This is a genomic window from Azospirillum sp. NS33, assembly GCF_059703765.1.
This window is the reverse complement of the sequence record NZ_BAAKJB010000026.1, coordinates 74,686-98,495: the sequence shown is the minus strand read 5'-3', so window position 1 is coordinate 98,495 and position 23,810 is coordinate 74,686. Positions and strand designations below refer to the sequence as shown.

Sequence of the window (23,810 nt, the reverse complement as noted above, 5' to 3'; positions counted from 1 at the left end):
CGCCCTTTGGCAAGTGTGTCGTGGAACGTGCGCGGCGGTGGCCGCGGACCCGGCGGCCGGCGTCGCGACGGTCGGTCAGGCGCCGGCGGCCAGGGGCACGCGTTCGGCGCCGGGGTGGTCGTGGAAAAATCCGTTGGCCAGCGGGGCCGGCCCCAGCAGCCCGGCGATCTCGGCCGCGACCTGCGTGCCGTCCCGCCGGCCGTCCAGCAGCGCGCGGAACGCACCGGCGATCCGCACCATGTCGACGGCGTGGGGCGACAGGCGCAGCCGGTCGACGCCGGCCGCGCGCAGGGCGGGGACCTCGCCGGCCAGGCACAGATGGGCGTGCGACAGGGTCTGCGTGCCGTTGACCGCCAGGAAGGGCTGGGCGTCCAGGGTCTCGACCGCCAGCCCGTCGGCGTCCTGGCCACACACGAACTGGCAGCCGTCCTTGTGCAGGCCGTGCGCCCGGGCGTGGTAGCAGCGCGCCGAGATGGCCAGCGGTGCGCGGCCGAACACCTGGACCTCCACCGCCACGCCCAGGCGGTGCGCCTGCGCCGCCAGGGCCTCCACGGACGCCCGCGGCAGCTCCGCCGCCAGCGAGACGGCGGTGGCGCCGCGCCCGGCCAGCCAGCCCAGGGTCGCTTCGTTGTAGACGTTGACGAACGGGCCGATGGCGTGGGGGCGACCGGCGAGCTGGGCCACCGCGCCCAGGTCGTTGGCTTCGACCTCCAGGCCCTCGGCCGCCACCAGGGCACGCACCGCGGCGCGCTCGCGTTCGGTGGTGACCAGGATCGGCGTGGAGAACACCACGCGCTTGCCGGCGGCGACCAGGCGGTCCGCCGCCTCCGGCAGGACCTCGTCGAGGAACGGGGCGCGCTTGGAGCAGACGATCTCGCCGAGATGCACGAGGTCGACCGGCGCCTCGTCGGCGATGCGGGCGTAGAAGTCGCGGACGGTGGCGGCCGGCCAGTTGAACAGCAGCGGCCCCAGGGTCAGCAGGGGGGTGGCGGGCATGGAGTCCTCTCGTGTCAGCGCCAGGCCCGGCGGTACGCGCCGGCGGTGGACTGGGCCCCCTCGATCATCGCGTCGAGGTCGATGGCGGGCACCCGGCCGTCGCGGGCGTACGCGTCGATGGCCTGGCGGTAGGCGCCCACCACGGCGGCGATGTACGCCTTGCCCCGCTGGCGGCCCTCGATCTTCAGGGCGCTCACCCCGGCGGCCTCCAGCTCCGGCAGGAGGTGCAGGGCGTTGAGGCTGGTCGGCTCCTCGAACAGGTAGGAGGCGCGGCCGCCGGCGGTGAAGCGGCCCTTGCACAAGGTGGGATAGCCGGCCGGCTCGTCCGGCCCGAAGGCGTTGACGGTGAAGGCGCCCAGCCGCGACACCAGGGTGTCGCCGCGCTGTTCGTAGCGCACATGGCTGGCCGGGGAGCACACCCCCTGCTTGTTGGGCGACAGGCCGGTGGCGTAGGAGGACAGCGAGCAGCGCCCCTCGGCCATCGGGCACAGGCCGCCGAAGACGAACACCTCGACCTCCACCCCGGTCGCGGCGGCCAGGCCGCGGATGTCGGCGACGGTCAGGACGCGCGGCAGCACGACGCGGCGCACGCCGAACTCCTCCACGAACAGGCGCACCGATTCCGGGTTGGCGGCGGACGCCTGGACCGACAGGTGCAGCCGCAGCCCCGGGTGGGTGGTGGCGGCGTGGTGGAGCAGGCCGAGGTCGGCCAGGATGACCGCGTCGGCGCCCAGCCGCGCGGCGTCGTCCACGGCGCGGCGCCACGGGCCGGGGGTGCCGGCCGCGGGGTAGGTGTTGATGGCCACGAACACCTGGCAGCCGCGGGCGTGGGCGTGGGCGATCCCCTCCGCCAGGTCGTCGCGCGAAAAGTTCAGGCCGGGAAAGTTGCGGGCGTTGGTCTCGTCGCGAAAGCCGCAATAGACGGCGTCGGCGCCGGCGTCGACCGCGGCCCGCAAGGCCGCGGGGGTGCCGGCCGGGCAGATCAGCTCGAACCCGGCCACCTCACGCCTCCCGTCGGGAACGGTCGGCGACCCGCCGTTCCAGCGCGTCGATCCGGTGCAGCACCGGGGCCAGCAGCACCGTCCGCACGCCGTCGAGCGCGTCGACGGCGCGCGCCGCGTCGAGGCGCAGCCGGGGCACCACGTGGCGCAGCGGCCCGGCCAGCGACGCCAGGTCCTGCACCAGGTCGATCTCCTCGCCGTCCAGCGCGTTGCGCAGGGCGACCACCGCGGCGGTGTCCCCCTCGATGCGCAGGGTGCGGCGGAAGAACAGGGCGTCGCCGTCGATGCGCCCTTCCAGAAGCTCCATCAGCGCGCCGAGCGGGCCGCGGATCGCGGCGTCCGCCGCGGCGGCCTTGGCCGCCAGGCGCAGGCGCGGCCGCGGGCCGACCGCCAGCAGCAGGGCCACGGGCTGGTCGACGGGGTCGATCAGCACCGTGCCCGCCGGCATCTCCCGCAGCGCCGCCAGGGCGCGCGGATGGGTCCGCGCCAGGGTGGCGAGCACGCCGTCAAACAGGGCGGCGCCGACGGCCGGGACGAGCCGGCCCGCGGCGCGCAGCGCCATGCCGGCGAGGCGGGCTTCGAGGCGGCGGACGTGGTCGTCCGCCGCGGGGCTGGGGCGGCGTTCGGGCATGCGCGGGCGGACTCCTGCGGCGGGGCTGCGGTCCGGCACGGGCGTGCCGGTCGCGTCGAGGCGGGGAGCATGCTCCGCCCCCCGGCCGGGGTCGAGCCTTGACCGGGATCAAGAGACGATGTGTCGCGCCGTCCCGCCGGCGCGGCGGCGGACCGGGCCCCGGGCGCTCTCCCCGGGCGCTCTCCCCGGGCGATCATCCCCGGTGGATCATCCCCGGTGGATCATCCTTCGTCGGCGATGGCCTGCAAGGCGTCCCGGTCGCACCGGAAGCGGTTGGGGCTGAGCTCGCTCACCACGCCCTGGCGCTTCATTTCCGCCACCATCCGGCTCGCCGTCTCGGTGGTGATGCCGAGCATCGCCCCGACGTCCTCGCGCCCGAACAGGTCGCAGGCGTCGTCGTCCCCGCCGGTCAGGGTGAGAAACAGGCGGGCCACCCGGGCCCGCGCCGTGCCGGTCCCCAGCTCCACCAGGAAGGCGTCGGCGCGCTCGACCGCCTTCTGCCAGCGGTTCATCAGCTGGCGGTGCAGGCGCGGGGTTTCGTCGGACAGGCGCTGGATGACGGCCCTCGGGATGCGGCAGGTCAGCACGGGGTGCACGGCGATCGCGTTGTGCTGGTAGGGCTGGCCCAGCACCGCCTCCAGCCCGGCGGTGTCGCCGCGGCGCAGCAGCCGGACGATGCGTTGGCCGCCGCTGGGCAGGTACTGCACCAGCTTGACCAGGCCGGCGCGCACCGTGAACACCGCCGTGGGCTCGTCGCCCAAGTGGTAGAGGGTGCTGCCGGGCGGGATGCTCAGCTCGTCGATGGGCAGGTGGATGAGGCCGAAGTCGCCGGCGGTGAGATCGGCGAAGAGGGCGAGGTCGCGCACACCACAGCCCCTGCAGTTGGCGAGTCCCTGCCACGCCGCGGCGATGTCGGTCTTCTTCACGTCGGGGGTCCGGTCCAGAGGTCTCGCGGGCGTGCCCGGGACGCCGCGTGCGTCATGGTAGCGCACGGCACCGCGGCCGCGCCAGGGCGTGACGGCGCCGTTGCGGCGCCAGGGCGTGACGGTGCCGCGGCGGACCGCCGGGGGGGAACCGCTTGGGACGGGGCGATGTTGGTCCGGAATCGGCGGGGCGAGGGGCCGGGCACCCCGGCGCCGTCCCGCTCCGGCAAGGAGACCACCGATGGCCAGCATCATCATCGCCCTGTTCGACTGTCCCGACGAAGCGCAGCGGGTCGCGGCGCAGATCGAGCAGTCCGGCGTGTCCGCCGACGACGTCCACTGCGCCGACGGCGGGCCGGCCGACGCCGTCGGCCTCGCGGACGCGTTGACCCAGCTCGGCGTGCCCGGCGAGGAGGCGGCCAATTATCAGCACGGCGTCGCCGCTGGCGGCGCGCTCCTGCTGGTCCGCGCCGAGGACGCCACCGCGGGGCGCGTGCGCGCGCTCATCGGTCGCGCCGCCCACGGCGACGCCGCCGCACGCCAGGAGGCGCGGCGGGAGGCGGCCACGCGGACGGCCGCCGAAGGGATCGCGGCGTGCGACAGCGCCGAGGTCGGTCAGGCGGCGGGGGGCTATGGCACCCGCGGCGGGGCGACCGCGTTCGGCGGCATCGAGCGGGTCGACCCGCGCGCCGGCGGCCCGGCCGACCGGGAGCCCTGACCGCACCGCCGTCGGCCGGCCGGCCGTCAGGGCAGGGGCTTGCCCGCCATCGTGTCGACGAAGCGGTGGAACAGGTGGTGGCTGTCCTGGGGGCCGGGCGAGGCTTCGGGGTGGTACTGCACGGAGAAGACCGGCCGGCCCCTGAGGCGGATGCCCTCGTTGCTGCCGTCGAACAGGCTGACATGGGTCGTCTCGACCCCCGCCGGCAGGCTGTCGGGCACCACCACGAAGCCGTGGTTCTGGCTGGTGATCTCGACCCGCCCGGTGGCGAGGTCCTTGACCGGGTGGTTGGCGCCGCGGTGGCCGCGCTCCATCTTCTCGGTCCGCCCGCCGAGCGCCAGGGACAGCATCTGATGGCCGAGGCAGATGCCGAACAGCGGCACGCCGGTGTCGACCAGCGCCCGGATCGTCGGCACCGCGTAGGCGCCGGTCGCCGCAGGGTCCCCGGGGCCGTTGGACAGGAAGACTCCGTCCGGCTTGTGGCGCAGCACGTCCTCGGCGGTGGCGGTGGCCGGGACCACCGTGACCTTGCAGCCGGCGTCGGCGAGGCAGCGCAGGATGTTCCGCTTGGCCCCGAAATCGATGGCGACGACGTGGAAGCGCGGCGCCTCCTGGACCGCGTACCCCTGGCCCATGGTCCACAGACCCTCGTTCCAGGAATAGGTCTGGCGGCAGGACACCTCCTTGGCCAGGTCCATGCCCTCCAGCCCCGGCCAGCCCTGCGCCCTCGCCACCAGCGCCGCGATGTCGAAGGCGCCGGTCGGGCTGTGGGCGATCACCCCGTTGGGGGCGCCGAGGTCGCGGATGCGCCGGGTCAGCCGGCGGGTGTCGACGCCGGCCAGCCCGACCAGGTCGAAGCTCTTCAGCCACGCGTCGAAGTGGCGGGTGGCCCGCCAGTTGGACGGCTGGGTGATGTCGGCGCGCAGCACCAGCCCGCGGGCCACCGGCGTGGTGGTCTCCACGTCCTCGAGGTTGGCGCCGACGTTGCCCACATGGGGGAAGGTGAAGGTGATGATCTGGCCGGCGTAGCTGGGATCCGTCAGGATCTCCTGGTAGCCGGTCATCGAGGTGTTGAAGCAGATCTCGCCCACCGCGTCGCCCACGGCGCCGATGCCGCGTCCACGGAAGACGGTGCCGTCGGCGAGCACCAGAACGCCGGTGTGGGGGACGGCGTCGCCGGCGGGACCGGCGTCGGGGGAGCGGGTGTCGGACATGGCGTGGACCTCGAACCTCATGGGACCTTAACAACGCCCGCCCCCGACGACATATTCTCCGGGTGCGGGGCGGCCGGCCGTCATCGGGCCGCGCCGGCACACCGCAGCCGGACGGGTCGGGGTCCGGAACAGGCGTTTCGAGCAGGCAACCGGGCGATCGGGCGGAGCCTGGATCGAATAGACAGGAGCGGCGGGCCGGTCAAGCCGTATGTGACGACGACGACCTATATGACCGTGCCGCCGCGGATGTCCAGGGGGGGCGCGGGGGAGCGGTCGCCGGGGCGCGGTCCCGGAGGGGCGGCCGGCGCCATGGTGCGCTGCGGCGGTCCTGGCGCGGCGCGGTCGATTTGGGTAACTATTCGATGCCCGAACGTGCGAAATGTACTTCGAATGCGAACCACAAGGATGCCACCATGCTGCGCACGCGGCTGAACGAGGCCTTGAAGGAGGCCATGCGGGCCAAGGACCTGCGGGCGGTTTCCACCGTACGACTGATTCTCGCGGCGTTGAAGGACCGCGACATCGCCGCGCGCTCGCGGGGTGTGACCGAGGGCATCGACGAGGCGGAGATCCTGTCGATGTTCCAGACGATGATCAAGCAGCGCCAGGAATCCATCACCCTCTACGAGCAGGGCGGGCGCTGCGAGCTGGCCGAGCAGGAGCGCGAGGAGATCGCGGTGATCGAGAGCTTCCTGCCCAAGCAGCTCTCCGACGCCGAGGTGAGCGCCGCGGTGCGCGCGGTGATCGACGAGATCGGCGCGACCTGCGTCAAGGACATGGGGCGCACCATGGCGGAACTGCGCACCCGCTATCCCGGGCAGATGGACTTCGCCAAGGCCAGCGGCATGGTCAAGCAGACGCTGGCCCCCACCTGCTGAGCGGGAGCGGCGCAGGGCCGCGGCCGGTCGGCAAGGCCTTGTTCACGCTTTTCCTCTATCGACCCGTGCGTGTGTCCGCTAACCCGGTGAGCCATGGCCTTCCCGCCTCAATTCCTGGAGGATCTGCGCCAGCGGCTTCCGCTCTCCGACGTGGTGGGGCAGCGGCTGCGCCTGATCCGGGCCGGGCGCGAGTACAAGGCGCCGTGCCCCTTCCACAACGAGAAGACGCCGTCCTTCTACGTCAACGACCAGAAGGGCTTCTTCCACTGCTTCGGGTGCGGGGCGCACGGGGACGTCATCGGCTTCGTGATGCGCCACGACAACCTCGCCTTTCCCGAGGCGGTCGAGGCACTGGCGGCGCGCGCCGGGCTGGAGGTGCCGCAGCCGACCGAGGAGGAGCGCCGCCGCTACGAGCGGCGCAAGACCCTGCACGACCTGATGGAGCAGGCCTGCCGCTGGTTCGAGGAGCAGCTCCGCGCCCCGGCCGGCCGGGCCGGGCTGGCCTACCTCCAGGGGCGCGGGCTGGACGACGACACCATGGCCCGGTTCCGCCTGGGCTTCGCCCCGGCGGACGGCGCGGCCCTGCGCACCCGCTTCCTGCGCGAGGGGTACGGCGAGGAGGATCTGCTCACCGTCGGCCTGCTGCGCCGGCCCGACGACGGCCGCGCCCCCTATGGCTTCTTCCGCAACCGGGTGATGTTTCCCGTCACCGACCGCCGCGGCCAGGTCGTCGCCTTCGGCGGCCGCATCCTGGAGGGCGACGGGCCGAAATACGTCAACACCGCGGACACGCCGCTCTTCCACAAGGGAACGCTGCTCTACGGCCTGTCGCGGGCGCGCCAGGCGGCGGCCGACGGCAAGCCGGTGGTGGTGGCGGAAGGCTACATGGACGTCATCGCCCTGGTGCGCGCCGGCTTCGAGGGCGCGGTGGCGCCCCTGGGCACGGCGCTGACCGAGACCCAGGTGCAGGAGCTGTGGCGGCTGATCCCCGACGGCGAGAAAGAGCCTTACCTCTGTTTCGACGGCGACGGCGCCGGGCGCCGGGCCGCCTGGAAGGCGGTGGAGCGCATCCTGCCCCATCTCGCCCCCGGCCACTCCGCCCGCGTCGCCTTCCTGCCGGAGGGCGAGGACCCCGACAGCCTGATCCGGGTGCAGGGCGGGCGCGCCATGCAGGGCGTGCTGGAGGCGGCCATTCCGCTGGCCGAGGCGGTGTGGCGGATGGAGAGCGAGGGCCGGCGCAGCGACACGCCGGAGGCCAAGGCGGCGATCAAGGCGGCCCTGGAGGCGCGCTGCGACGGCATCGCCGACCGCACCGTCCAGTCGTTCTACCGCACCGAGATGCGCCGCCGCGTCGACGCCGCCTATGGCTGGGCGGCCCAGCGGAACGCGGCGGCCGCGCGCGGGCCGTTCCGGCCCTCGCCGGGCGGTGCGACTCGGGTGCCACGGCGCCACGTGCCGGGCGAGCCGGGGCTGCGCACGGGGCCGCCCCCGGGCTTCCAGAGGGCATCGCCACGCCGTCTGTCGCAGGAGCTCGTGCGCGAGAAGATCCTGCTGGCGACGGTGATCAATCACCCCGCGCTGTTCGACGAAGTCGGCGAATCCCTTGCGTTGGTCCCGTTCCCCCCCGGCCGCCTGGAAGACCTACGCCAGGCGGTGATCGCGGCACTGGCCGGTGATTCGGAGTACGACTCGGGGCTTGACGCCGGAGCTGTCCAAAGCCATTTGTCATCCGCCGGCTTTGATACCATTTTGGCATCTCTGCTAAGCGGGTCGACCTATGTCCATGGTCGCTTCTCCCGTCCGGACGCGTCGCTCGACGACGCCCGGGGGGGATGGTGGCCGACATGGCGGCATCTGCACCACCGGCGGGTGCTGGCGGACCTGAGGGAGGCGGAGGACGCCTTGGCCCGGGACGCCAGCGACGAGCGGTTGGCGCGGGTCGTCGCCCTGAAGGCGGAGGTGGCGCGCGCTGCGGCCGGTGCCGGTGACGGCACCGATCTGGACGAGGACGGCGGTGCCGGGGGCGTTCAGGGCGGTGCGACGGAAAAAGGTGGTTTGGAGGGAACCGGATGATGAGGGTTCCCGGTTAGAGGGGGGGCCGGGCCGTCGGCGGTCCGGATCGGGAGTGACCGGCCGGGACGGGGGCGTCCACGGCCGGACGGTTGCGGTGAACCGACGCGCGAAGCGGCGCCGTGACGGCATTGGACTTGGTTTGCAACCGGGAGACGGACTGGGCTGCGCGGAAACGAACGCGGGCGCGCCGTCTCTCACCTATTCAGTTCTTGGGGTAATGCGGGGGCAGCATACGCATGGCCACGAAAGCAGCGAACAGCGTGGAAGTGTCCGAAACCCGTGAAGAGACGGGCGACGGTCCGCTCATGGATGGGATGGGTCTGGCGGTCAAGAAGATGATCGCCCGCGGCAAGGAGCGGGGCTACGTCACGTACGACGAGCTGAACTCCGCCCTGCCGCCGGATTCCTCCTCGTCGGAGCAGATCGAGGACACCATGGCGATGCTGTCCGAGATGGGCATCAACATCGTCGAGTCCGAGGAGCAGGACGACAACGCGAACGCCGAGGAGCGTGCGGACGGCGAAGGCCGTGCGTCGGGCAACCTCGACGACGACGACATCGGCCGCACCGACGACCCCGTTCGCATGTACCTGCGCGAGATGGGCTCGGTGGAGCTGCTGTCGCGCGAGGGCGAGATCGCCATCGCCAAGCGCATCGAGGCCGGGCGGGAGATGATGATCGGGGCGATCTGCGAATCGCCGCTGACCATCCGCGCCATCATCGAGTGGCACGACGCCCTGATGGAAGGCAAGATGCTGTTGCGTGACATCATCGACCTGGATGCCACCTATGGTGGCGGCCCGGACGGTGAGGGCATGCCCGAGGGTCTGCCGGCCGAAACCATCGCCGCCGCGCCGGCCGTCGAGGGTGCCGAGCGTCAGGACACCCCGGCCGAGGCCCAGGGCGACGGCGCCCCGGCGGTCGAGGGTGAGCGCGAGCCCGGCATCGAGGGCGAGGGCGAGGGCGACGAGGAGAACAACCTGTCGCTGTCGGCCATGGAGGCCGCGCTGAAGCCCCAGGTGCTGGAGACCTTCGACAGCATCAAGGCGACCTACGAGAAGCTGCACAAGCTGCACGAGACGCGCATCGGCGCGATCCAGCGCGGCGAGGACGTCGGCAAGCAGACGGACAAGAAGTACGAGAAGCTCAAGACCGAGATGGTCGAGCTGATGAACACGGTCCGCCTCAACAACCAGCGCATCGAGCAGCTCGTCGAGCAGCTCTATGCCCTGAACCGCAAGCTGACCGGCTTCGAGGGCAAGCTGCTGCGCATGGCGACCGACACCCGGGTCAAGCGCGAGGACTTCCTCAACCACTATGTCGGGCACGAGCTCGACCCGAACTGGCTCGACCGCATCAAGGCGCTGAACAACAAGGCGTGGAACCGCTGCGTCGAGAAGTACGAGACAGACATCGTCCGCACCCGCGAGCAGATCTCCGGCATCTCCGACGAGGCCAAGCTGCCGATCGCCGAGTTCCGCCGCATCGTCTCGACGGTCCAGAAGGGCGAGAAGGAGGCGAGCCGCGCCAAGAAGGAGATGGTGGAGGCCAACCTGCGCCTCGTCATCTCCATCGCCAAGAAGTACACGAACCGCGGCCTGCAGTTCCTGGACCTGATCCAGGAGGGCAACATCGGCCTGATGAAGGCGGTGGACAAGTTCGAGTACCGGCGCGGCTACAAGTTCTCGACCTACGCCACGTGGTGGATCCGGCAGGCGATCACCCGCTCGATCGCCGACCAGGCGCGGACCATCCGCATCCCCGTGCACATGATCGAGACGATCAACAAGCTGGTGCGCACCAGCCGCCAGATGCTGCACGAGATCGGCCGCGAGCCGACCCCGGAGGAGCTGGCGGAGCGGCTGATGATGCCGCTGGAGAAGGTCCGCAAGGTCCTGAAGATCGCCAAGGAGCCGATCAGCCTGGAGACGCCGATCGGCGACGAGGAGGACAGCCACCTCGGTGACTTCATCGAGGACAAGAACGCGGTGCTGCCGCTCGACGCGGCCATCCAGGCGAACCTGCGCGAGACGACGACCCGGGTGCTGGCCTCGCTGACGCCGCGCGAGGAGCGGGTGCTGCGCATGCGCTTCGGCATCGGCATGAACACCGACCACACGCTCGAAGAGGTCGGCCAGCAGTTCAACGTGACCCGCGAGCGCATCCGCCAGATCGAGGCGAAGGCCCTGCGCAAGCTCAAGCACCCGTCGCGCTCGCGCAAGCTGCGCAGCTTCCTCGACACCTGAGGATCGGATCGGCCGTAGGAAGGCCCCGGTCCCGCGGCAGCGGGACCGGGGCCTTTTTCATGCGCGGCCATCGCCGCGGGGGCCGGCGCGTGTGCGCGGGCGGCCATGGATGCCGTTGCGCACCCCCTTGCGCCGCATCCGTCTTCGCGGCACAGTCCCTTCCCCTGTGGGCCTGTAGTTCAGCGGTTAGAACGCGCCGCTCATAACGGTGTTGTCGTCGGTTCGAATCCGGCCGGGCCCACCACTCTTTCCACGGGTTGGTGCGGCGTGCCTCGTGGCGGTGCGCGGCGGTGGGCAATCCGGTAGAACGGCTCGATATCGCCCTTTCGCCGGGCCGGAACCCCCGCCACATGAGCATGGTTGAGAATGAACGGACGAAGCTGACGGCGAACGCCCTGGATCGTGCGTCGACGGCGTGCATCGCGGTCGGGGTCATTGGTCCCGCTGCGGCCTTCCTGTATGGTATGGGAACGGTGGCCGTGTCGCCCTTGGTCCTGGGTATCGGCAGCGCCGTGTGGTTCGCAACGGCCGCGGTCCTGCACTACTTCGCGCGGCGGGTGTTGGGAGGTCTGAAATGAACAGCATGTGGGTTCTGGCCTACATCATCATGCCGGCCCTCGTCGTTGCAGTGGGTTACGCAGCTGTGCGTTGGAATGAGCGAGACCGGCATCACTGACGGTGACCCGGGGCGCAATCCGTCCGGCCAGTCGCCACACCCTTAACAGTGGTTCCCTCTCACACGACGCGTTCCAGTCGACCGCACGCATCCTGCAGAGGCGACCATCCCGGCCGCCCCTCCGAGTTGCCTTCCGTGCCGCCGACGGTGAACGGGTCCACATCCTTCCCCCGTCGGTCTGCCGTCGGGCGGCGATCACCGCCCGGGCCAGAGCGGCCGCAGGAGGGTGGGGCGCCACGCCAGGGTGAAGGCGACGAGCGCCGCCGCCGCGGCCATGAACATGATCCAGACCAGCAGCGCCATGGACGGGCGGTCGGCGAGGAAGCACAGGACGCCCGATAGGGCGAGGCCGGCGGCGCCGAGTCCGCGCAGCGTCCGCCGCGTTGCCGGTGCCGGGCCGTTGCCGCCGCCCAGCACTTGGCACCAATGGACGTCCATGGCCAGGGCCAGCCAGCCGTGGCCGGCGCAGGCCGCCACCGCCGCCGCCACCAGAAGAGCCACTCCCGCGTCAATCATCGCCCGCTCCCGCTGCGGCTGGCAGGCCGTCGAGCCCTCCCGTGTACACGGGCGTGGTCTTCGCCGCCGCCCCCCGCGGCTGCTCCGCCACCCGCGGCCGGTCGCCGCGGACCAGCCGGAGCGCCACCGTCGCGGCGACCGCCGCCGCCGCCAGCAGGCAGAGGTCGAGGCCGGCGACCGGCCAATAGGGGTCCACCACGAGCGTCCGGATCAGATGGTCGCCGGTGGTGACCCCGTTCAGCAGCACCGCCGTCACGGCAAGGGCGGCGAGGGCCCAGCACTGCTCGGCCCAGGCCGGCGTCAGCCGGTCCGGCGGCGTGGCCGCGGTGCGCAGGACGGCGTGAAGCGCCGCCAGCGCCCACGCGAACCAGAAGGCACCGCGCTGCAGGTCCGAGCGCACCGTCCAGTGGTCCGGATAGTCGGTCGGCAGCAGGCGGTTGACGATGAGGATCGACACCGCGGCGATGACCATGCCGGTGACCGCGGTGACGGCCAGCGACTCGACCACCCGGGCGCCCCACGCCGCGGTCTGGGCGTGCCGTTGCTTGCGCTTCTCCACGAAGAAGACGAAGCCGGTGGCGATGCAGGCGCAACCCAGCAGCCCGCCCGCCACGTACAGCCAGCGCAGCGGCCAGTGGCGGAAGTGCTGGAGATGCAGCCCGGTCAGGAACTCCTGCACGCTCGCCACCGCGTTGGGGGCGGGGTCCTCGCGGATCACCCGGCCGGTCGCCGCCTCGAAATGGACGCCCTGGCCGACCAGCGCCACCTGGTCGTTGCCGGCGCGGTAGACGCTGACGTAGCCGTTGCGGTCGCCCAGGTGCTCCATGAACAGGTAGCCGACCTCGCCCGGCATGTCGCGGGCGGCCCAGCGGCGCTTCGCCTCCGCCACCATGGCGTCCACCGAGGCGAGCGGGGCGGCGATGCCGGCGGGCTCGTGCGCCAGCCCGGTGCGTTCGGCCTCCAGCACCTCGTGCCGGTCGTGCAGGGGCTTCAGCAGGGTGTCCGACACCGGCAGGTAGATCGCGGCGAAGATGATCAGCCCGGTCAAGGCGAAGAAGAAGTGGAAGGGCAGCGCCACCACCCCGCTGAGGTTGTGCAGGTCGAGCGCGCCGCGCAGCGTCTGCTTCCACGGCCGGAACGTGAAGAACTCGCGGAAGATCTTGCGGTGCATGACGAGGCCGGTGACCAGCGCCGCCAGCATGGTCAGCGCGGCAAGCCCGACGATCCAGTAGCCGAGGTTCATCCACGTCAGGTGCAGGCTGTAGTGCAGGGGAAAGAAGAACTCGCTGCCCACCTTGAGCCGGCCCTCGGGCAGCACGTCGCCGGTGCGCGGGTCGATGGTGGCCCAGCCGTGCACGTGCAGGTGGTCGTCGGACGCGTCCCTGGGCTTGTTGGGGATGCCGAACTCGCCGCCGATGCGCAGCACCGGGTCACGGTGGGTGGTGTACGCGTAGAGCGACTGCATCGGCATGGTGTCCGGGGGCGGCAGGGGGCCGATCACCCGGCCGGCGGTCCGTTCCATGTCGTCGGGATGCGGCCTCAGCCGCTCGAACACCGGCGTCAGCACGGTGTCGAACGAGGGCATGGGCTGCGCCGCGAAGCGGGTCTCGGGGATCGCCCAACGGTCGATCTCGCGGTCGAACACCGACAGCGACCCGAAGAAGAAGCACACCATCAGCACGAAGCCGATCGTGAGCCCGAACCAGGTGTGCACCCAGGCCATCGCATGACGGAAGCTACCGAACATCGCTCTGCCCCTCACGCCAGACTGATCGACTGAAGCGCCCAGGCGGCCGCGGTCATGGCCGCCCCGCCCCCGGCGAGAACCGCCCACACCAGCGCCAGCCGGGGCGCCGCGAAGGCCCACAGGAAGGTTCCGAGATACACCAGGAAGGCGAGCATCATGACCGCCGCCTCGCCGTCGTGGAAGCCGGCCCCCAGGGCCGTCAGCCCGGCGATGCCGAACGCGGCGAAGCCCCAGGTGAAGGCGTAACCGCCGAGCAGGGCGGCGGCCACCCGCCCCAGCACCGGAAGGACGTCCGCACCCCGCCCGCCCGCCGTGTCGTCTCGCGCTCGCATCGCTCGTTCCCTCTCGGAAGTCCGCCGTCCCGGGGTCGCGGGCCCCGTTTCCGGGGAAGGGCGGGGCACCGGACCGAGTTGCGAGTGATAACAGGTCGCATGCGACGCATCAAGGAACAGCCGGCGCGGGACGGCGGGATCGGCCAGGCGGCGGACGTCCCGGCGGACCGCCACCCCACCCGATTCGGTACCTCCGACACCAGGGTCGCCCGCCACGGAACCGCGGCGCCGCCACAGGGTTGTCTTCAGCAACAGGCCCGCGTCGCCGCGGCCAACGAGTGGAGAGCCCCCATGTTCGACGACGTGACCCGGTCCGCGACCGGCGGACATCACGCCCGGCGCCGCGGCGTCCACGCCCGCCAGGGAATGCGGCGCGTGCGCCGGTCGCTGGCCAATCTCGGCGCGGGCATGGTGGCTTCGGTCGCCGCGATCCTCGCCTTCGTCGGCTCCGCCGCCGACGCCGCCGTCCGGCCGGAGCTGCACAGCTCCGCCGCCATGGCCATCGGCAGCGCGCTGGTGGTGTGCGCCTGGGGTGCCTTCCGGGCCAGCCGGGTCGAGGCGGATGCGGCGCGCGAGTGCACGGGCTGGGCGCTCAAGGACCTGCCCTGAGCGGCGGCCCCCCGTCACGCCGCGCGCGAGGGGGGCCGGACGCCGAAGCATGGATCACCGGATCGGGCCACAGGTCCGGCCCGGCGCGACCTGCGGACCCTAGGGGTTCGCAGGTTTGCGGAAGTGCAGGATGCCCCAGGCGAGATGGCCGCTGTCGGCGGCCTTCACCCAGTTGTCCAGGCCGACCAGCATGCGGTCGACGAAGGGCCGGCTCGACACCGCGACGATGGCGTCGTAGCGGCCGCGCAGTTCGGCGCCGACCCGCGCGTAGTGGCGGCGCAGCTGCGGCGAGTGGTCTTCGATCGTCACCTCGGCGAACCCCAGAGCGGCCGCCGTCGCCCGGTACCAGGCGAAGGAACCCAGGGAGTCCAGGTGGATGCGGTCGTAGACCGGCTGCAGCACGCCGGGCGGGCAGGCGTCGGACTGCATGGGGTCGGTGAACACCAGACGGCCGCCGGGCTTGAGCACCCGGAACGCCTCGGCCAGCACGCGGCGGCGGTCGGCGCTGTGCAGGACGGCGTCCTGCGACCACGCCAGATCATAGAGGCCGCCGCCGTCCGGCACGTCCTCGTAGCTGCCGTGGAGCACCGCGACCCGGTCCCCCAGCCCCTGCTCGGCGCTGAGGCGCAGGTTGGTCTCGTTCTGGGTGCGGCTGATGTTGAGGCAGGTGACGCGGCAGCCGTGCCGCGCCGCCAGGTAGCGCGCCGCCCCGCCGTAGCCGGCGCCGAGGTCGATCACCCGCGACTCCGGCCCCAGCTCCGGCACCATGCCGACCATGCGGGCCACGGTGCGGCGGCTCGCCGGCTTGATCGGCTCGTCGTCCGACTCGTAGAGGCCGACGTGGATGTCCTCGCCGCCCCAGATGTTGAAGTAGAACTGGTCGGCCTCGCGGCTGTCGTAATAGACCTCGGCTTTCGAGGCGATGGCGGCGCGCGCGGTCTTCGGCGCCGCTCCGGAGATCGTGGCGGTGTCAGACATTGTAGGCCTTCTCCGCGACGTGGACAAAGAAGTCGGGCTCATTCTCCTGATAGGTCTCCTGGAAGTCCCCGTAGGTGTGGACGTGCTGGAAGCCCGTCTCCAGGATCAGCTGGCGCATGTAGTTCTTGCGCAGCGGGAACATGTTGAGCTGGTAGGTGGAGCCGTCGGGGAAATCGTAGCGGAAGCGGGCGAGCCCCTCGTCGACATGCTCCGGCTGGGCGCTGACGCGGTCGCCGCAGTAGTAGTACTTGTGCTTGGTCGAGAAGCCGTGGTCGAGGATGGAGTCGTAGTTGCGCTGGTCGATGATCAGGATGCCGTCGGGCTTCAGGGCGGCGTAGAACTCGGTCAGCACGCGGCGCCGGTCCCGCTCCTCGAACAGGTGTGTGAAGGAGTTGCCGAGGCAGATGATGGCGTCGAACGTGCCCTGCACGGACTGCGTCAGCCAGCGCCAGTCGGTGTGCACGGTCTTCAGGATCAGGTTGCGCGCCGTGGCGTTCTCGAACGCCTTGGCCAGCATGGCGGCGTTGCCGTCGACGCTGGTGACGTCGAAGCCCGCGGTCTGCAGGCGCACCGAATGGAAGCCGGTGCCGGTGGCGACGTCGAGCACCGCGGTCTTGCCGCGGGCGGTCAGCAGGTCGATGAAGAACGACCCCTCGCCCTCGGCGCGGGCCTCCCAGTCGATCAGCTCGTCCCACTTCTCGACGAAGCTCATGACGTACTCGGCGCGGTACTGGTCGGTCTCGCGCACGCTCAGCGGATCGCCGCCATACCGCTGCTCGCGCAGCACCAGTTCCGGGTTGGTGACGTCGGCGTCGTCCCGCGTCAGGTCGGTGACGGACATGGTGTTCCCCCGTGTTTCGCTGCCTTGGATCGCGCTGGGCCGGCTCACGCCGTCGCCATCGCCAGTTCGGCGGCCAGCGCCTCGGCCCGGTCGGTGCGTTCCCACGTGAAGCCCGGGCCGCTGCGCCCGAAATGCCCGTTGGAGGCGGTGGCGCGGTACACCGGGCGCAGCAGGTCGAGCATCTGCACGATGCCCTTGGGGCGCAGGTCGAAGTGGCGGCGGATCGCCTCCTCGATGCGCTCCTCCGGCGCGGTCGCGGTGCCGAAGGTGTTGACGTGGACCGACACCGGCCGGGCCACGCCGATGGCGTAGGCGATCTGCACCTCGCAGACCTCGGCGAGGCCCGCCGCCACCACGTTCTTGGCGACGTAGCGCGCGGCGTAGGCGGCGGAGCGGTCGACCTTCGACGGGTCCTTGCCGGAGAAGGCGCCGCCGCCGTGGCGGCCCATCCCGCCGTAGGTGTCGACGATGATCTTGCGCCCGGTCAGGCCGCAGTCGCCCACCGGGCCGCCGATGACGAAGCGGCCGGTCGGGTTGACGAGGTAGTCGATGGCGGCGGTGTCGATGCCCGCCGGCAGCTCCGGCTTGATGATCTGCTCGATCACCGCCTCCTTCAGGGTCGCGTACGGCACGTCCTCGTCGTGCTGGGTCGACAGCACGATGGTGTCGATGGCGGCGGGCCGGCCGTCGACGTAGCGTACGGAGACCTGCGACTTGACGTCGGGGCGCAGCCAGGGCAGGGCACCGGACGTGCGGGCCTCGGCCTGGCGGGCGGTCAGGCGATGGGCGAGCTGGATCGGCAGCGGCATCAGCTCCGGCGTCTCGCGGCAGGCGTAGCCGAACATCAGCCCCTGGTCGCCGGCCCCCTGGTCGAGGTCCAGCCCGGCGCCCTCGTCGACCCCCTGGGCGATGTCGGGGGACTGCTTGTCGAGCGTCACCATGACCGCGCAGCTGCGGCCGTCGAAGCCGAATCGGGGGTCGTCGTAGCCGATGTCGCAGATGGTGTCGCGGGCGACCTGGCCATAGTCGACCTGGGCCGTCGTGGTGATCTCGCCGGCGAGCACGCACAGGCCGGTGTTGACCAGGGTCTCGCAGGCGACGCGGGCCCGCGGGTCCTGGGCCAGGATGGCGTCGAGGACGGCGTCGGAGACGTTGTCGGCGATCTTGTCGGGGTGGCCGGCACCGACCGATTCGGACGAGAAGATATGGGCTCGCGACACGGGATGGATTCCTTGGTCAGGCGCACCGGGAGCGTTGCGCCCACCGCCGTGGCGGGCACAAGATCTCGGGCGCACGTTGCCGTTCCCGGGACCAGACAAACGCCGGCGCAGCCTGCGTCTTGGCCCCAGATTTGAAATGACGCCCGGACAGGCGCGAAGAAGCGCGCCCAATGGCCACCAAGAATACGGTGGACGGGACACGAGGCGGGCGCGTCGATAACACCCAAAAGCGCACCGGACCGGCAGGATTATCTGTCGGCCGGCGGCGAATCGATGGAGGCAATTAGGGGGGTATCGCGCATCAATTTCCACCTTCAAAATGCAGTATGTTTGTGTTAGGGTAATTCCCTTATCATCCGTGCCCCGGCGTGTGCGGCCGGCCTCGGCGAGCCGGCCCGGCCGCGCGACCGGCAAAAACGGCGTGCAGGCGGCAATAACGGGCTGGCGGCGGGCCGGTGAAGTGTGTATAAGCGGCGACCTTGACGGGCCGCGGGCGTTCCGCCCGGCGCGGCCGCAGGCAAGCCCAGGTAGCTCAGTTGGTAGAGCAGGGGACTGAAAATCCCCGTGTCGGCGGTTCGACTCCGTCCCTGGGCACCATTTCCCACGACAATCCCCCTCTGTTCGCACGCCCTCCGCCACGGCGGCGTGTCGCGCGCCACCCCATGAGAGTCGCGCGCGACGCCGGAGGCTGTTCGGCGTGGCCGCCGCCCACCGCCGGTTCGACGCCGGCCCGGGCGGTGGCCCCGTGCGCCTTCCGTGCTGCGATTGATCCGCACCGCTGCCGGTGCCACCTTCATGGCGGGGACCAACACGGGGAGAGGCGGCATGGCGGTCGGCCGGGACGAACTGGAGAGGCGCATCGACCAGGCGCTGGGCTCGGCCAAGGCCGATCTGGTCATCAAGAACACGCGGTTCCTCAACGTCGTCACCGGCGAGACCGCCGACAGCGACATCGCCATCTGCGGCGACCGCATCGTCGGCACCTACGACCGCTACGACGGGGTGGAGGAGATCGACGGCCGCGGGCTGACGGTGGTGCCGGGCTTCATCGACACCCATGTCCACTGCGAATCGACCTGCGTCACCCCATCCGAGTTCGATCGCTGCGTGCTGCCCCGCGGCACCACCACGGCGATCTGCGACCCGCACGAGATCTGCAACGTCCTGGGCGAGCCGGGACTGCGCTATGTCCTCGACAGCGCCGGCGCGCTGGCCATCGACCTGCGGGTCCAGCTCTCGTCCTGCGTGCCGGCGACCGACCTGGAGACCTCCGGCGCCCGCCTCGACGCCGCCGACCTGGTGCGCTGGCGCGACCATCCCAAGGTGCTGGGGCTGGCCGAGTTCATGAACTTCCCCGGTGTCTTCCGCAAGCTGCCGGAGGTGCTGGACAAGCTCGCCGCCTTCCAGGACCGGCCGATCGACGGGCACGCCCCCCTGGTGCGGGGGCGCGAGCTCAACGCCTATCTGTCCTGCTGCGTGCGCAACTGCCACGAGACGACCAGCGCCGAGGAGGCTTGGGAGAAGCTCCGCAAGGGCATGCAGGTGCTGATCCGCGACGGTTCCGTGTCCAAGGACGTCCACGCCCTGGCCGAGGTGATCCGGCCGGAAACCTCGTCCTTCCTCGGCTTCTGCACCGATGACCGCAACCCCCTCGACATCGCCGAGGAGGGCCACATGGACCACCTGATCCGCGCCGCCATCCGCTGCGGCGCCCCGGTGGCCCACGTCTACCGCGCCGCCACCTGGGCGGCGGCCCGCCACTTCGGCCTGTCCGATCGCGGCCTGGTGGCACCGGGGCAGCGCGCCGATCTGGTGCTGCTGGGCGATCTGGAGGACTGCGCGGTTCAGGGCGTGATCAAGGACGGCCGCCCGGTGGGGGCGGCGACCTTCGCCGGCCGGCCGGTCGCCGAGCCGGTGGGGCTCGACTCGGTCCGTCTCGACGCGGTCGACGCCGCCGCCTTCGCCGTGCCCGCGGCCGGCGCCACCCGCCCGGTGATCGGCATCCTGCCGGGCAAGATCATCACCGAGCACCTGACCCTGGAGGTGCCGCGCCGCGGCGCCGAGGCCGTGGCCGATCCCGAGCGCGACATCCTGAAGGTCTGCGTGCTGTCCCGCCACGGCAGCAACCGCAACATCGGCCGTGGGTTCGTGCGGGGTTTCGGCTTCCGGCGTGGCGCCATCGCCTCGTCGGTCGGCCACGACAGCCACAATGTCTGCGTCGTCGGTGCCGACGACGCGGCAATGGCCATCGCGGTCAACCGCCTGATCGAACTCCAGGGCGGCTTCGTCGCGGTGTGCGACGGCCGCGTGGTCGGCGAGATCGCCCTGCCGCTGGCCGGGCTGATGAGCCTGGAGCCGTTCGAGACGGTGGAGCGGCAGCTGCGCTCCCTGCGCCAGGCGGTCCACGCCATGGGCTGCCCCCTGGCGGAGCCGTTCCTGCAATTGGCCTTCCTGCCGCTGCCGGTGATCCCCCATCTCAAGATCACCGATCACGGGCTGGTCGACGTCGACCGCTTCACGGTCATCGCGGCGTGACGTCCGCCTGTCGGAATTGCCTTCGGGGTGCGGCGCTCGGTTTGTTAGGTTGACGCAACGATAGGCGGCTGGGGCCGCAACGAGAGGGAGGACGGGCGTGGGTGAGGGGGTTTCGGGCGGCGTGCCGCAAACCGGGGTCGAGGTTGGGACGTGGTCCTGCGTGGCCCGTGTCCAGCGGGTCGAGAATCCGCGTGAGATCGCCGGGGCCACCGTGTTCGACGCCGTGGAGATCGGCGACGATGCCGGCCGCACGGCCCGCCTGCACGCGATGAGCGCCGGCAACAGCGTGGCCGCGTGTCTGCGCGAGGGCGCGGAGGTCGAGCTGTGGGTGGTCGAGATCGAGAGCGGCGGCGGGCGCGGCGGCATCATCTACGCCGCCCGGCCGACGGGAAGCGAGGCGCCCGCCGCCGGCGTGCTGGCCCAGGATCTCTCGCTGGTCGAGTTGTTCGTGACCGCGGCCCGCGACCGCGGCATGCGCCAGATCATCGCCGGCGTCGTGCTCCTGCCGATCCTGGTCGGGATCGTCTTCATCCGGGCCGGCCTGCGCTCGCGCCGCCTGGCGGCGCGGGTGCCGCCCGTGACCGAACTGCGCGCCGGCCTTCCCGCCTGAGCGGTCGGCGGTCCGCCGCTCCGGCACGGGCGGCCTCGAGGCACCCAGGGGTGAGGGCAGGGATGGCAACCAGGCGGGGCGGCGCGTTGCACCGGGTCGGCCGCGGCCGTCGCGTCCCGGCGGCCTGTGGCCTGGCGGCGGGGCTGCTGGCCGTGCTGGCGCTGGCGGGATGGGCGCTGCACCTCGACCTCGTCCTGGGGCTGGTCCCGGGAATGGTCGCGATGCAGCCCTGGACCGCGGTGGCCATGGCGCTGGGCGGTGCGGCGCTGCTGGCCGGTCGGGCGCCGGGAACGGCCGCCGCCGTGGCGGTGGCCTGCCTGGCGTCCGTGTTCGCGCTGGGCGCGCTGATGCTGGTGCAGCACGCGACGGGTGCCGATCTGGGGGTCGACCGTCTGCTGTTCCCGGCCGCGCTGTCCGACCAGCCCACCGCCTATCCCCACCCCGGCCGGATGTCCCAGGCGACGGCGATCGGCTTCGTCATCCTGGCCACCGCCCAGGCGCTGCACCGGCTGGCGCCCCGTCGGTTCGCGACGGCCCGGGTCGCTCTGGCGACGGGCGGGCTGGCCTTCGTCGGCGTCGCCCTGCTCGGGTACCTCTTCAACACCCGGGCGGTGTATGACGTGCTGTTCTTCACCCCGCTGGCCCTGCCCACCGCGGCCGGGCTGGCGGCCTTGTTCGTCGGGGTCCTGGCCCAGCATCCCCGGGCCGGCTGGGTGCGGCGCCTCACCGGGCGCGGCCCCGGAGCCCAGGTGGCGCGGTGGCTCCTGCCGGCGGTCGTCGGCCTGCCCATGCTGTTCGCGGTGCTGGCCATGCAGGGGGTCCACCTCGGGCTCTACGGGGCGGATTTCCGGCCGGCGCTGATCACCATCGCCGGCATCCTGGTGTTGTCCGTGCTGGTCCTGCACCACGCCGCCTGGCTCGACCGCGAACGGTCGGTGCGCGACCGTGTCGACCGGGACCGCCTCGCCAACGCCGACCGCTTCCGCCGCGTCGTCCAGTACGCGCCGGTGCCGGTGATCGTCCACGCCGAGGACGGCCGGGTGCTCGCGATCAGCGAGAGCTGGACCCGGCTGACGGGCTACCGGCTGGAGGACATTCCCACCATCGCCGCCTGGACCCAACGGGCGTACGCCTCCGATGCCGACGCCATCCGGCGGCGGATCGACCGGCTGTACGGGTTGGAGGGGCCGGCCGAGGAGGATACGTACGAGATCCGCACCGCCGACGGCGGCCGGCGGGTCTGGCAGTTCTCCTCGGCCCCGGTCGGGACCGACACCGGAGGGCGGCGCCTCGTCGTCAGCATGGCCGCGGACATCACCGAGCGGAGGCGCGCCGAGGCCGCCCAGGCGGCGGCCCGCGAGCGCGTCGAGGCGCTGCAGCGCCTGGCCGCGACCCTGTCGAGGGCACGAACGCCGGCCACCGTGGCCGACGCCGCGGTGCGCACGGGCACGGCGGTGTCGGGGGCACCGCGCGGGGCGCTCGGCCTGCTGGTGGAGGACGGGCGGCGGTTCGAGGTGATCGCCGCCATCGGCCACCGCGATGCCGACATGGCGGACTGGCGTTGGCTTCCCAACGCGCCGGCCTTCCCCGCCGGCGTGGCCGTGGCAACGCTGGATCCGGTGATCGTCGGCCGGCGCGACGCGTTCGCCGCCCGTTTCCCCGCGCTGGCGGAGTGGCTCCGCGCCAGCGGCGTCCATGGCACCGCCGCCTTTCCGCTGCGGGTCGAGGGCGGGGCGGTGCCGGTGCTCGGCTTCGTCAGTTTCGACTTCGACCGCGACCGGGACTTCACCGAGGACGAGGCGGCGTTCCTTGGGGCGCTCGCCGACCTGACCGCCCAGGCGCTGGACCGGGCGCTGGCCCACAGCGACCTGGAGCGGCGGGTCGAGGAGCGCACCGCCCAGCTGGTCCATGCGCAGAAGATGGAGAGCCTGGGCCAGCTCACCGGCGGCGTCGCCCATGACTTCAACAACCTGCTCCAAGGCATCGCCGGCTGCCTTGGTGCGCTGGAGCCGCACGTGCCCGATGGGCCGACGCGCGCGCTCTACGACGCCGCGCTGAACGGGGTCGGTCGCGGCGCCCGCCTGACGGAATCCCTGCTGGCCTTCGCCCGGCGCCAGAGGCTGGTGCTGCAGCCGACCGACCTCGCCGCCCTGTTCGAGGGCATGCGCCCCCTGCTCGAACGCTCGCTCGGCGGGCTGATGGCGATCCGCATCGACGTCGCGCCGGGCACGAGCCCGGCCATGGCCGATCAGGCGCAGCTCCAGGCGGCCGTGCTCAACCTGGTGATCAACGCCCGCGACGCCATGCCGTCCGGCGGCGAACTGACGCTGCGCATCGCCGACGAGCCGGTGCGCCGCGCCGGGCAGCCCGGCCGGCCGGCCGACCTCAAGCCCGGCGACTACGTCGTCGTGCGCGTCGACGACACCGGCAGCGGCATGGACGCGGCGACGCTTGCCCGCGTGTTCGAGCCGTTCTTCACCACCAAGCCCATCGGCAAGGGGTCGGGTCTCGGCCTGTCCATGGTGCACGGCATGGCCGCCCAGTCCGGCGGCGGGGTGCACGTCGCCAGTGCGCCCGGGCGCGGAACGACGGTGAGCCTCTATCTCCCCCGCGCCACCGCACCGGAGGAGCGGCCGCCGCCGCCGCCGCCGCTCGCCGCCGACGGCGACCGCCGGGTCGTGCTGCTGGTGGACGACGACGATCTCGTGCGCGGCGGGATCGCCGCGCTGCTGGAGTCGATGGGGTACCGCGTGGTCGCGCAGAGCGACGGCGCCGGCGCGCTCGACTGGCTGGGCCGGGGCGAGGCGGTCGACGCGCTGGTGACCGACTACGCCATGCCGGGCATGAACGGGGCGGTCGTGGCGCGCGAGGTCCGCCGCCTGCGCCCGGGGCTTCCCGTGCTGATGATCACCGGCTACGCCGAACAGCCGCACGACGCGGACGGAATCGACCTGCTGAAGAAGCCGTTCCGGCCGGACGAGCTGGCCGCCCATGTCGGCGCGATGCTGGGCGATGGCGATCCCGGCGGGGCGCCGCCGCCGTCGTCCGCCGCGTCGACCTGAACGG

General features: G+C 72.1%; 20 protein-coding genes and 2 tRNA genes. 11 read left to right on the top strand and 11 right to left on the bottom strand.

Annotation, left to right across the window (positions count from 1 at the left end; translation table 11 throughout):
• Nucleotides 1-75 precede the first annotated feature (75 nt).
• From ubiV to AC6H2I_RS21550, 4 genes are all read right to left on the bottom strand, one after another.
• Nucleotides 76-996: a ubiquinone anaerobic biosynthesis protein UbiV gene (gene ubiV, locus AC6H2I_RS21565; RefSeq protein WP_497502771.1), complete on the bottom strand. Its 921-nt coding sequence runs from the start codon at nt 994-996 to the stop codon at nt 76-78.
• Between the two features lie 14 nt (nt 997-1,010).
• Complete coding sequence (gene ubiU / locus AC6H2I_RS21560; RefSeq protein ID WP_497502770.1) at nt 1,011-1,997, bottom strand: ubiquinone anaerobic biosynthesis protein UbiU; 987 nt, start codon at nt 1,995-1,997, stop codon at nt 1,011-1,013.
• 1 nt (nt 1,998) lies between these two features.
• Entirely contained in the window at nt 1,999-2,628 is a 630-nt protein-coding gene (ubiT, locus tag AC6H2I_RS21555; RefSeq protein WP_497502769.1) for a ubiquinone anaerobic biosynthesis accessory factor UbiT, read from the bottom strand.
• A 221-nt stretch (nt 2,629-2,849) separates the two neighbouring features.
• Nucleotides 2,850-3,554, bottom strand: coding sequence for a Crp/Fnr family transcriptional regulator (locus AC6H2I_RS21550; protein WP_497502768.1), 705 nt, complete (start codon nt 3,552-3,554; stop codon nt 2,850-2,852).
• A gap of 238 nt (nt 3,555-3,792) precedes the next feature.
• Between AC6H2I_RS21550 and AC6H2I_RS21545 the strand changes: the two genes are divergently transcribed.
• Entirely contained in the window at nt 3,793-4,269 is a 477-nt protein-coding gene (locus AC6H2I_RS21545; protein ID WP_497502767.1) for a hypothetical protein, read from the top strand.
• A 26-nt stretch (nt 4,270-4,295) separates the two neighbouring features.
• On the opposite strand, the gene carA is transcribed toward AC6H2I_RS21545, so the two are convergent.
• Nucleotides 4,296-5,483 carry a glutamine-hydrolyzing carbamoyl-phosphate synthase small subunit gene (gene carA / locus AC6H2I_RS21540; RefSeq protein WP_497502777.1) on the bottom strand — a complete coding sequence of 396 codons (1,188 nt, stop codon included), beginning with the start codon at nt 5,481-5,483 and terminating at the stop codon, nt 4,296-4,298.
• 413 nt (nt 5,484-5,896) lie between these two features.
• Here carA and AC6H2I_RS21535 point away from each other — a divergent pair, with 413 nt between their 5' ends.
• The 5 genes from AC6H2I_RS21535 to AC6H2I_RS21515 all read left to right on the top strand — a co-directional run bounded on the left by AC6H2I_RS21535 (nt 5,897) and on the right by AC6H2I_RS21515 (nt 11,258).
• Nucleotides 5,897-6,361, top strand: coding sequence for a GatB/YqeY domain-containing protein (locus AC6H2I_RS21535; protein ID WP_497502766.1), 465 nt, complete (start codon nt 5,897-5,899; stop codon nt 6,359-6,361).
• Nucleotides 6,362-6,454: 93 nt separating this feature from the next.
• A complete protein-coding gene (gene dnaG / locus AC6H2I_RS21530) occupies nt 6,455-8,434 on the top strand; it encodes a DNA primase (RefSeq protein ID WP_497502765.1) in 1,980 nt (659 codons plus the stop codon).
• 236 nt (nt 8,435-8,670) lie between these two features.
• Nucleotides 8,671-10,680: an RNA polymerase sigma factor RpoD gene (gene rpoD, locus AC6H2I_RS21525; protein WP_497502764.1), complete on the top strand. Its 2,010-nt coding sequence runs from the start codon at nt 8,671-8,673 to the stop codon at nt 10,678-10,680.
• A gap of 168 nt (nt 10,681-10,848) precedes the next feature.
• Nucleotides 10,849-10,924: transfer RNA gene (locus tag AC6H2I_RS21520), tRNA-Ile, on the top strand.
• A 106-nt stretch (nt 10,925-11,030) separates the two neighbouring features.
• Nucleotides 11,031-11,258 carry a hypothetical protein gene (locus AC6H2I_RS21515; protein ID WP_497502763.1) on the top strand — a complete coding sequence of 76 codons (228 nt, stop codon included), beginning with the start codon at nt 11,031-11,033 and terminating at the stop codon, nt 11,256-11,258.
• 293 nt (nt 11,259-11,551) lie between these two features.
• Here AC6H2I_RS21515 and AC6H2I_RS21510 read toward each other — a convergent pair whose 3' ends face one another.
• The 3 genes from AC6H2I_RS21510 to AC6H2I_RS21500 are packed head-to-tail and all read right to left on the bottom strand — an operon-like array spanning nt 11,552 to nt 13,951.
• Nucleotides 11,552-11,872 (bottom strand): DUF3325 domain-containing protein, encoded by a 321-nt coding sequence (locus AC6H2I_RS21510; RefSeq protein WP_497502762.1) that lies wholly within the window; start codon nt 11,870-11,872, stop codon nt 11,552-11,554.
• Nucleotides 11,865-13,619 (bottom strand): PepSY-associated TM helix domain-containing protein, encoded by a 1,755-nt coding sequence (locus AC6H2I_RS21505; RefSeq protein WP_497502761.1) that lies wholly within the window; start codon nt 13,617-13,619, stop codon nt 11,865-11,867. The genes AC6H2I_RS21510 and AC6H2I_RS21505 overlap by 8 nt, the downstream gene beginning before the upstream one ends.
• A gap of 11 nt (nt 13,620-13,630) precedes the next feature.
• A complete protein-coding gene (locus AC6H2I_RS21500) occupies nt 13,631-13,951 on the bottom strand; it encodes a hypothetical protein (protein WP_497502760.1) in 321 nt (106 codons plus the stop codon).
• A 291-nt stretch (nt 13,952-14,242) separates the two neighbouring features.
• On the opposite strand from AC6H2I_RS21500, the gene AC6H2I_RS21495 reads away from it, so the two are divergent.
• Nucleotides 14,243-14,560, top strand: a complete 318-nt coding sequence (locus AC6H2I_RS21495; RefSeq protein WP_497502759.1) for a hypothetical protein — start codon at nt 14,243-14,245, stop codon at nt 14,558-14,560.
• A 99-nt stretch (nt 14,561-14,659) separates the two neighbouring features.
• Here the strand turns inward: AC6H2I_RS21495 and AC6H2I_RS21490 are convergent, their stop codons facing one another.
• The 3 genes from AC6H2I_RS21490 to metK are packed head-to-tail and all read right to left on the bottom strand — an operon-like array spanning nt 14,660 to nt 17,599.
• Nucleotides 14,660-15,538, bottom strand: a complete 879-nt coding sequence (locus tag AC6H2I_RS21490) for an SAM-dependent methyltransferase (RefSeq protein ID WP_497502758.1) — start codon at nt 15,536-15,538, stop codon at nt 14,660-14,662.
• A complete protein-coding gene (locus AC6H2I_RS21485; protein WP_497502757.1) occupies nt 15,531-16,379 on the bottom strand; it encodes a glycine/sarcosine N-methyltransferase in 849 nt (282 codons plus the stop codon). The genes AC6H2I_RS21490 and AC6H2I_RS21485 overlap by 8 nt, the downstream gene beginning before the upstream one ends.
• A gap of 44 nt (nt 16,380-16,423) precedes the next feature.
• Nucleotides 16,424-17,599 carry a methionine adenosyltransferase gene (metK, locus tag AC6H2I_RS21480; protein WP_497502756.1) on the bottom strand — a complete coding sequence of 392 codons (1,176 nt, stop codon included), beginning with the start codon at nt 17,597-17,599 and terminating at the stop codon, nt 16,424-16,426.
• A 521-nt stretch (nt 17,600-18,120) separates the two neighbouring features.
• Between metK and AC6H2I_RS21475 the strand changes: the two genes are divergently transcribed.
• The 4 genes from AC6H2I_RS21475 to AC6H2I_RS21460 all read left to right on the top strand — a co-directional run bounded on the left by AC6H2I_RS21475 (nt 18,121) and on the right by AC6H2I_RS21460 (nt 23,806).
• A tRNA-Phe gene (locus AC6H2I_RS21475) sits at nt 18,121-18,196 on the top strand.
• 228 nt (nt 18,197-18,424) lie between these two features.
• Nucleotides 18,425-20,134: an adenine deaminase gene (gene ade / locus AC6H2I_RS21470; protein WP_497502755.1), complete on the top strand. Its 1,710-nt coding sequence runs from the start codon at nt 18,425-18,427 to the stop codon at nt 20,132-20,134.
• Nucleotides 20,135-20,231: 97 nt separating this feature from the next.
• Nucleotides 20,232-20,744 carry a hypothetical protein gene (locus AC6H2I_RS21465; protein WP_497502754.1) on the top strand — a complete coding sequence of 171 codons (513 nt, stop codon included), beginning with the start codon at nt 20,232-20,234 and terminating at the stop codon, nt 20,742-20,744.
• A 62-nt stretch (nt 20,745-20,806) separates the two neighbouring features.
• A complete protein-coding gene (locus AC6H2I_RS21460; protein ID WP_497502753.1) occupies nt 20,807-23,806 on the top strand; it encodes an ATP-binding protein in 3,000 nt (999 codons plus the stop codon).
• Nucleotides 23,807-23,810 lie beyond the last annotated feature (4 nt).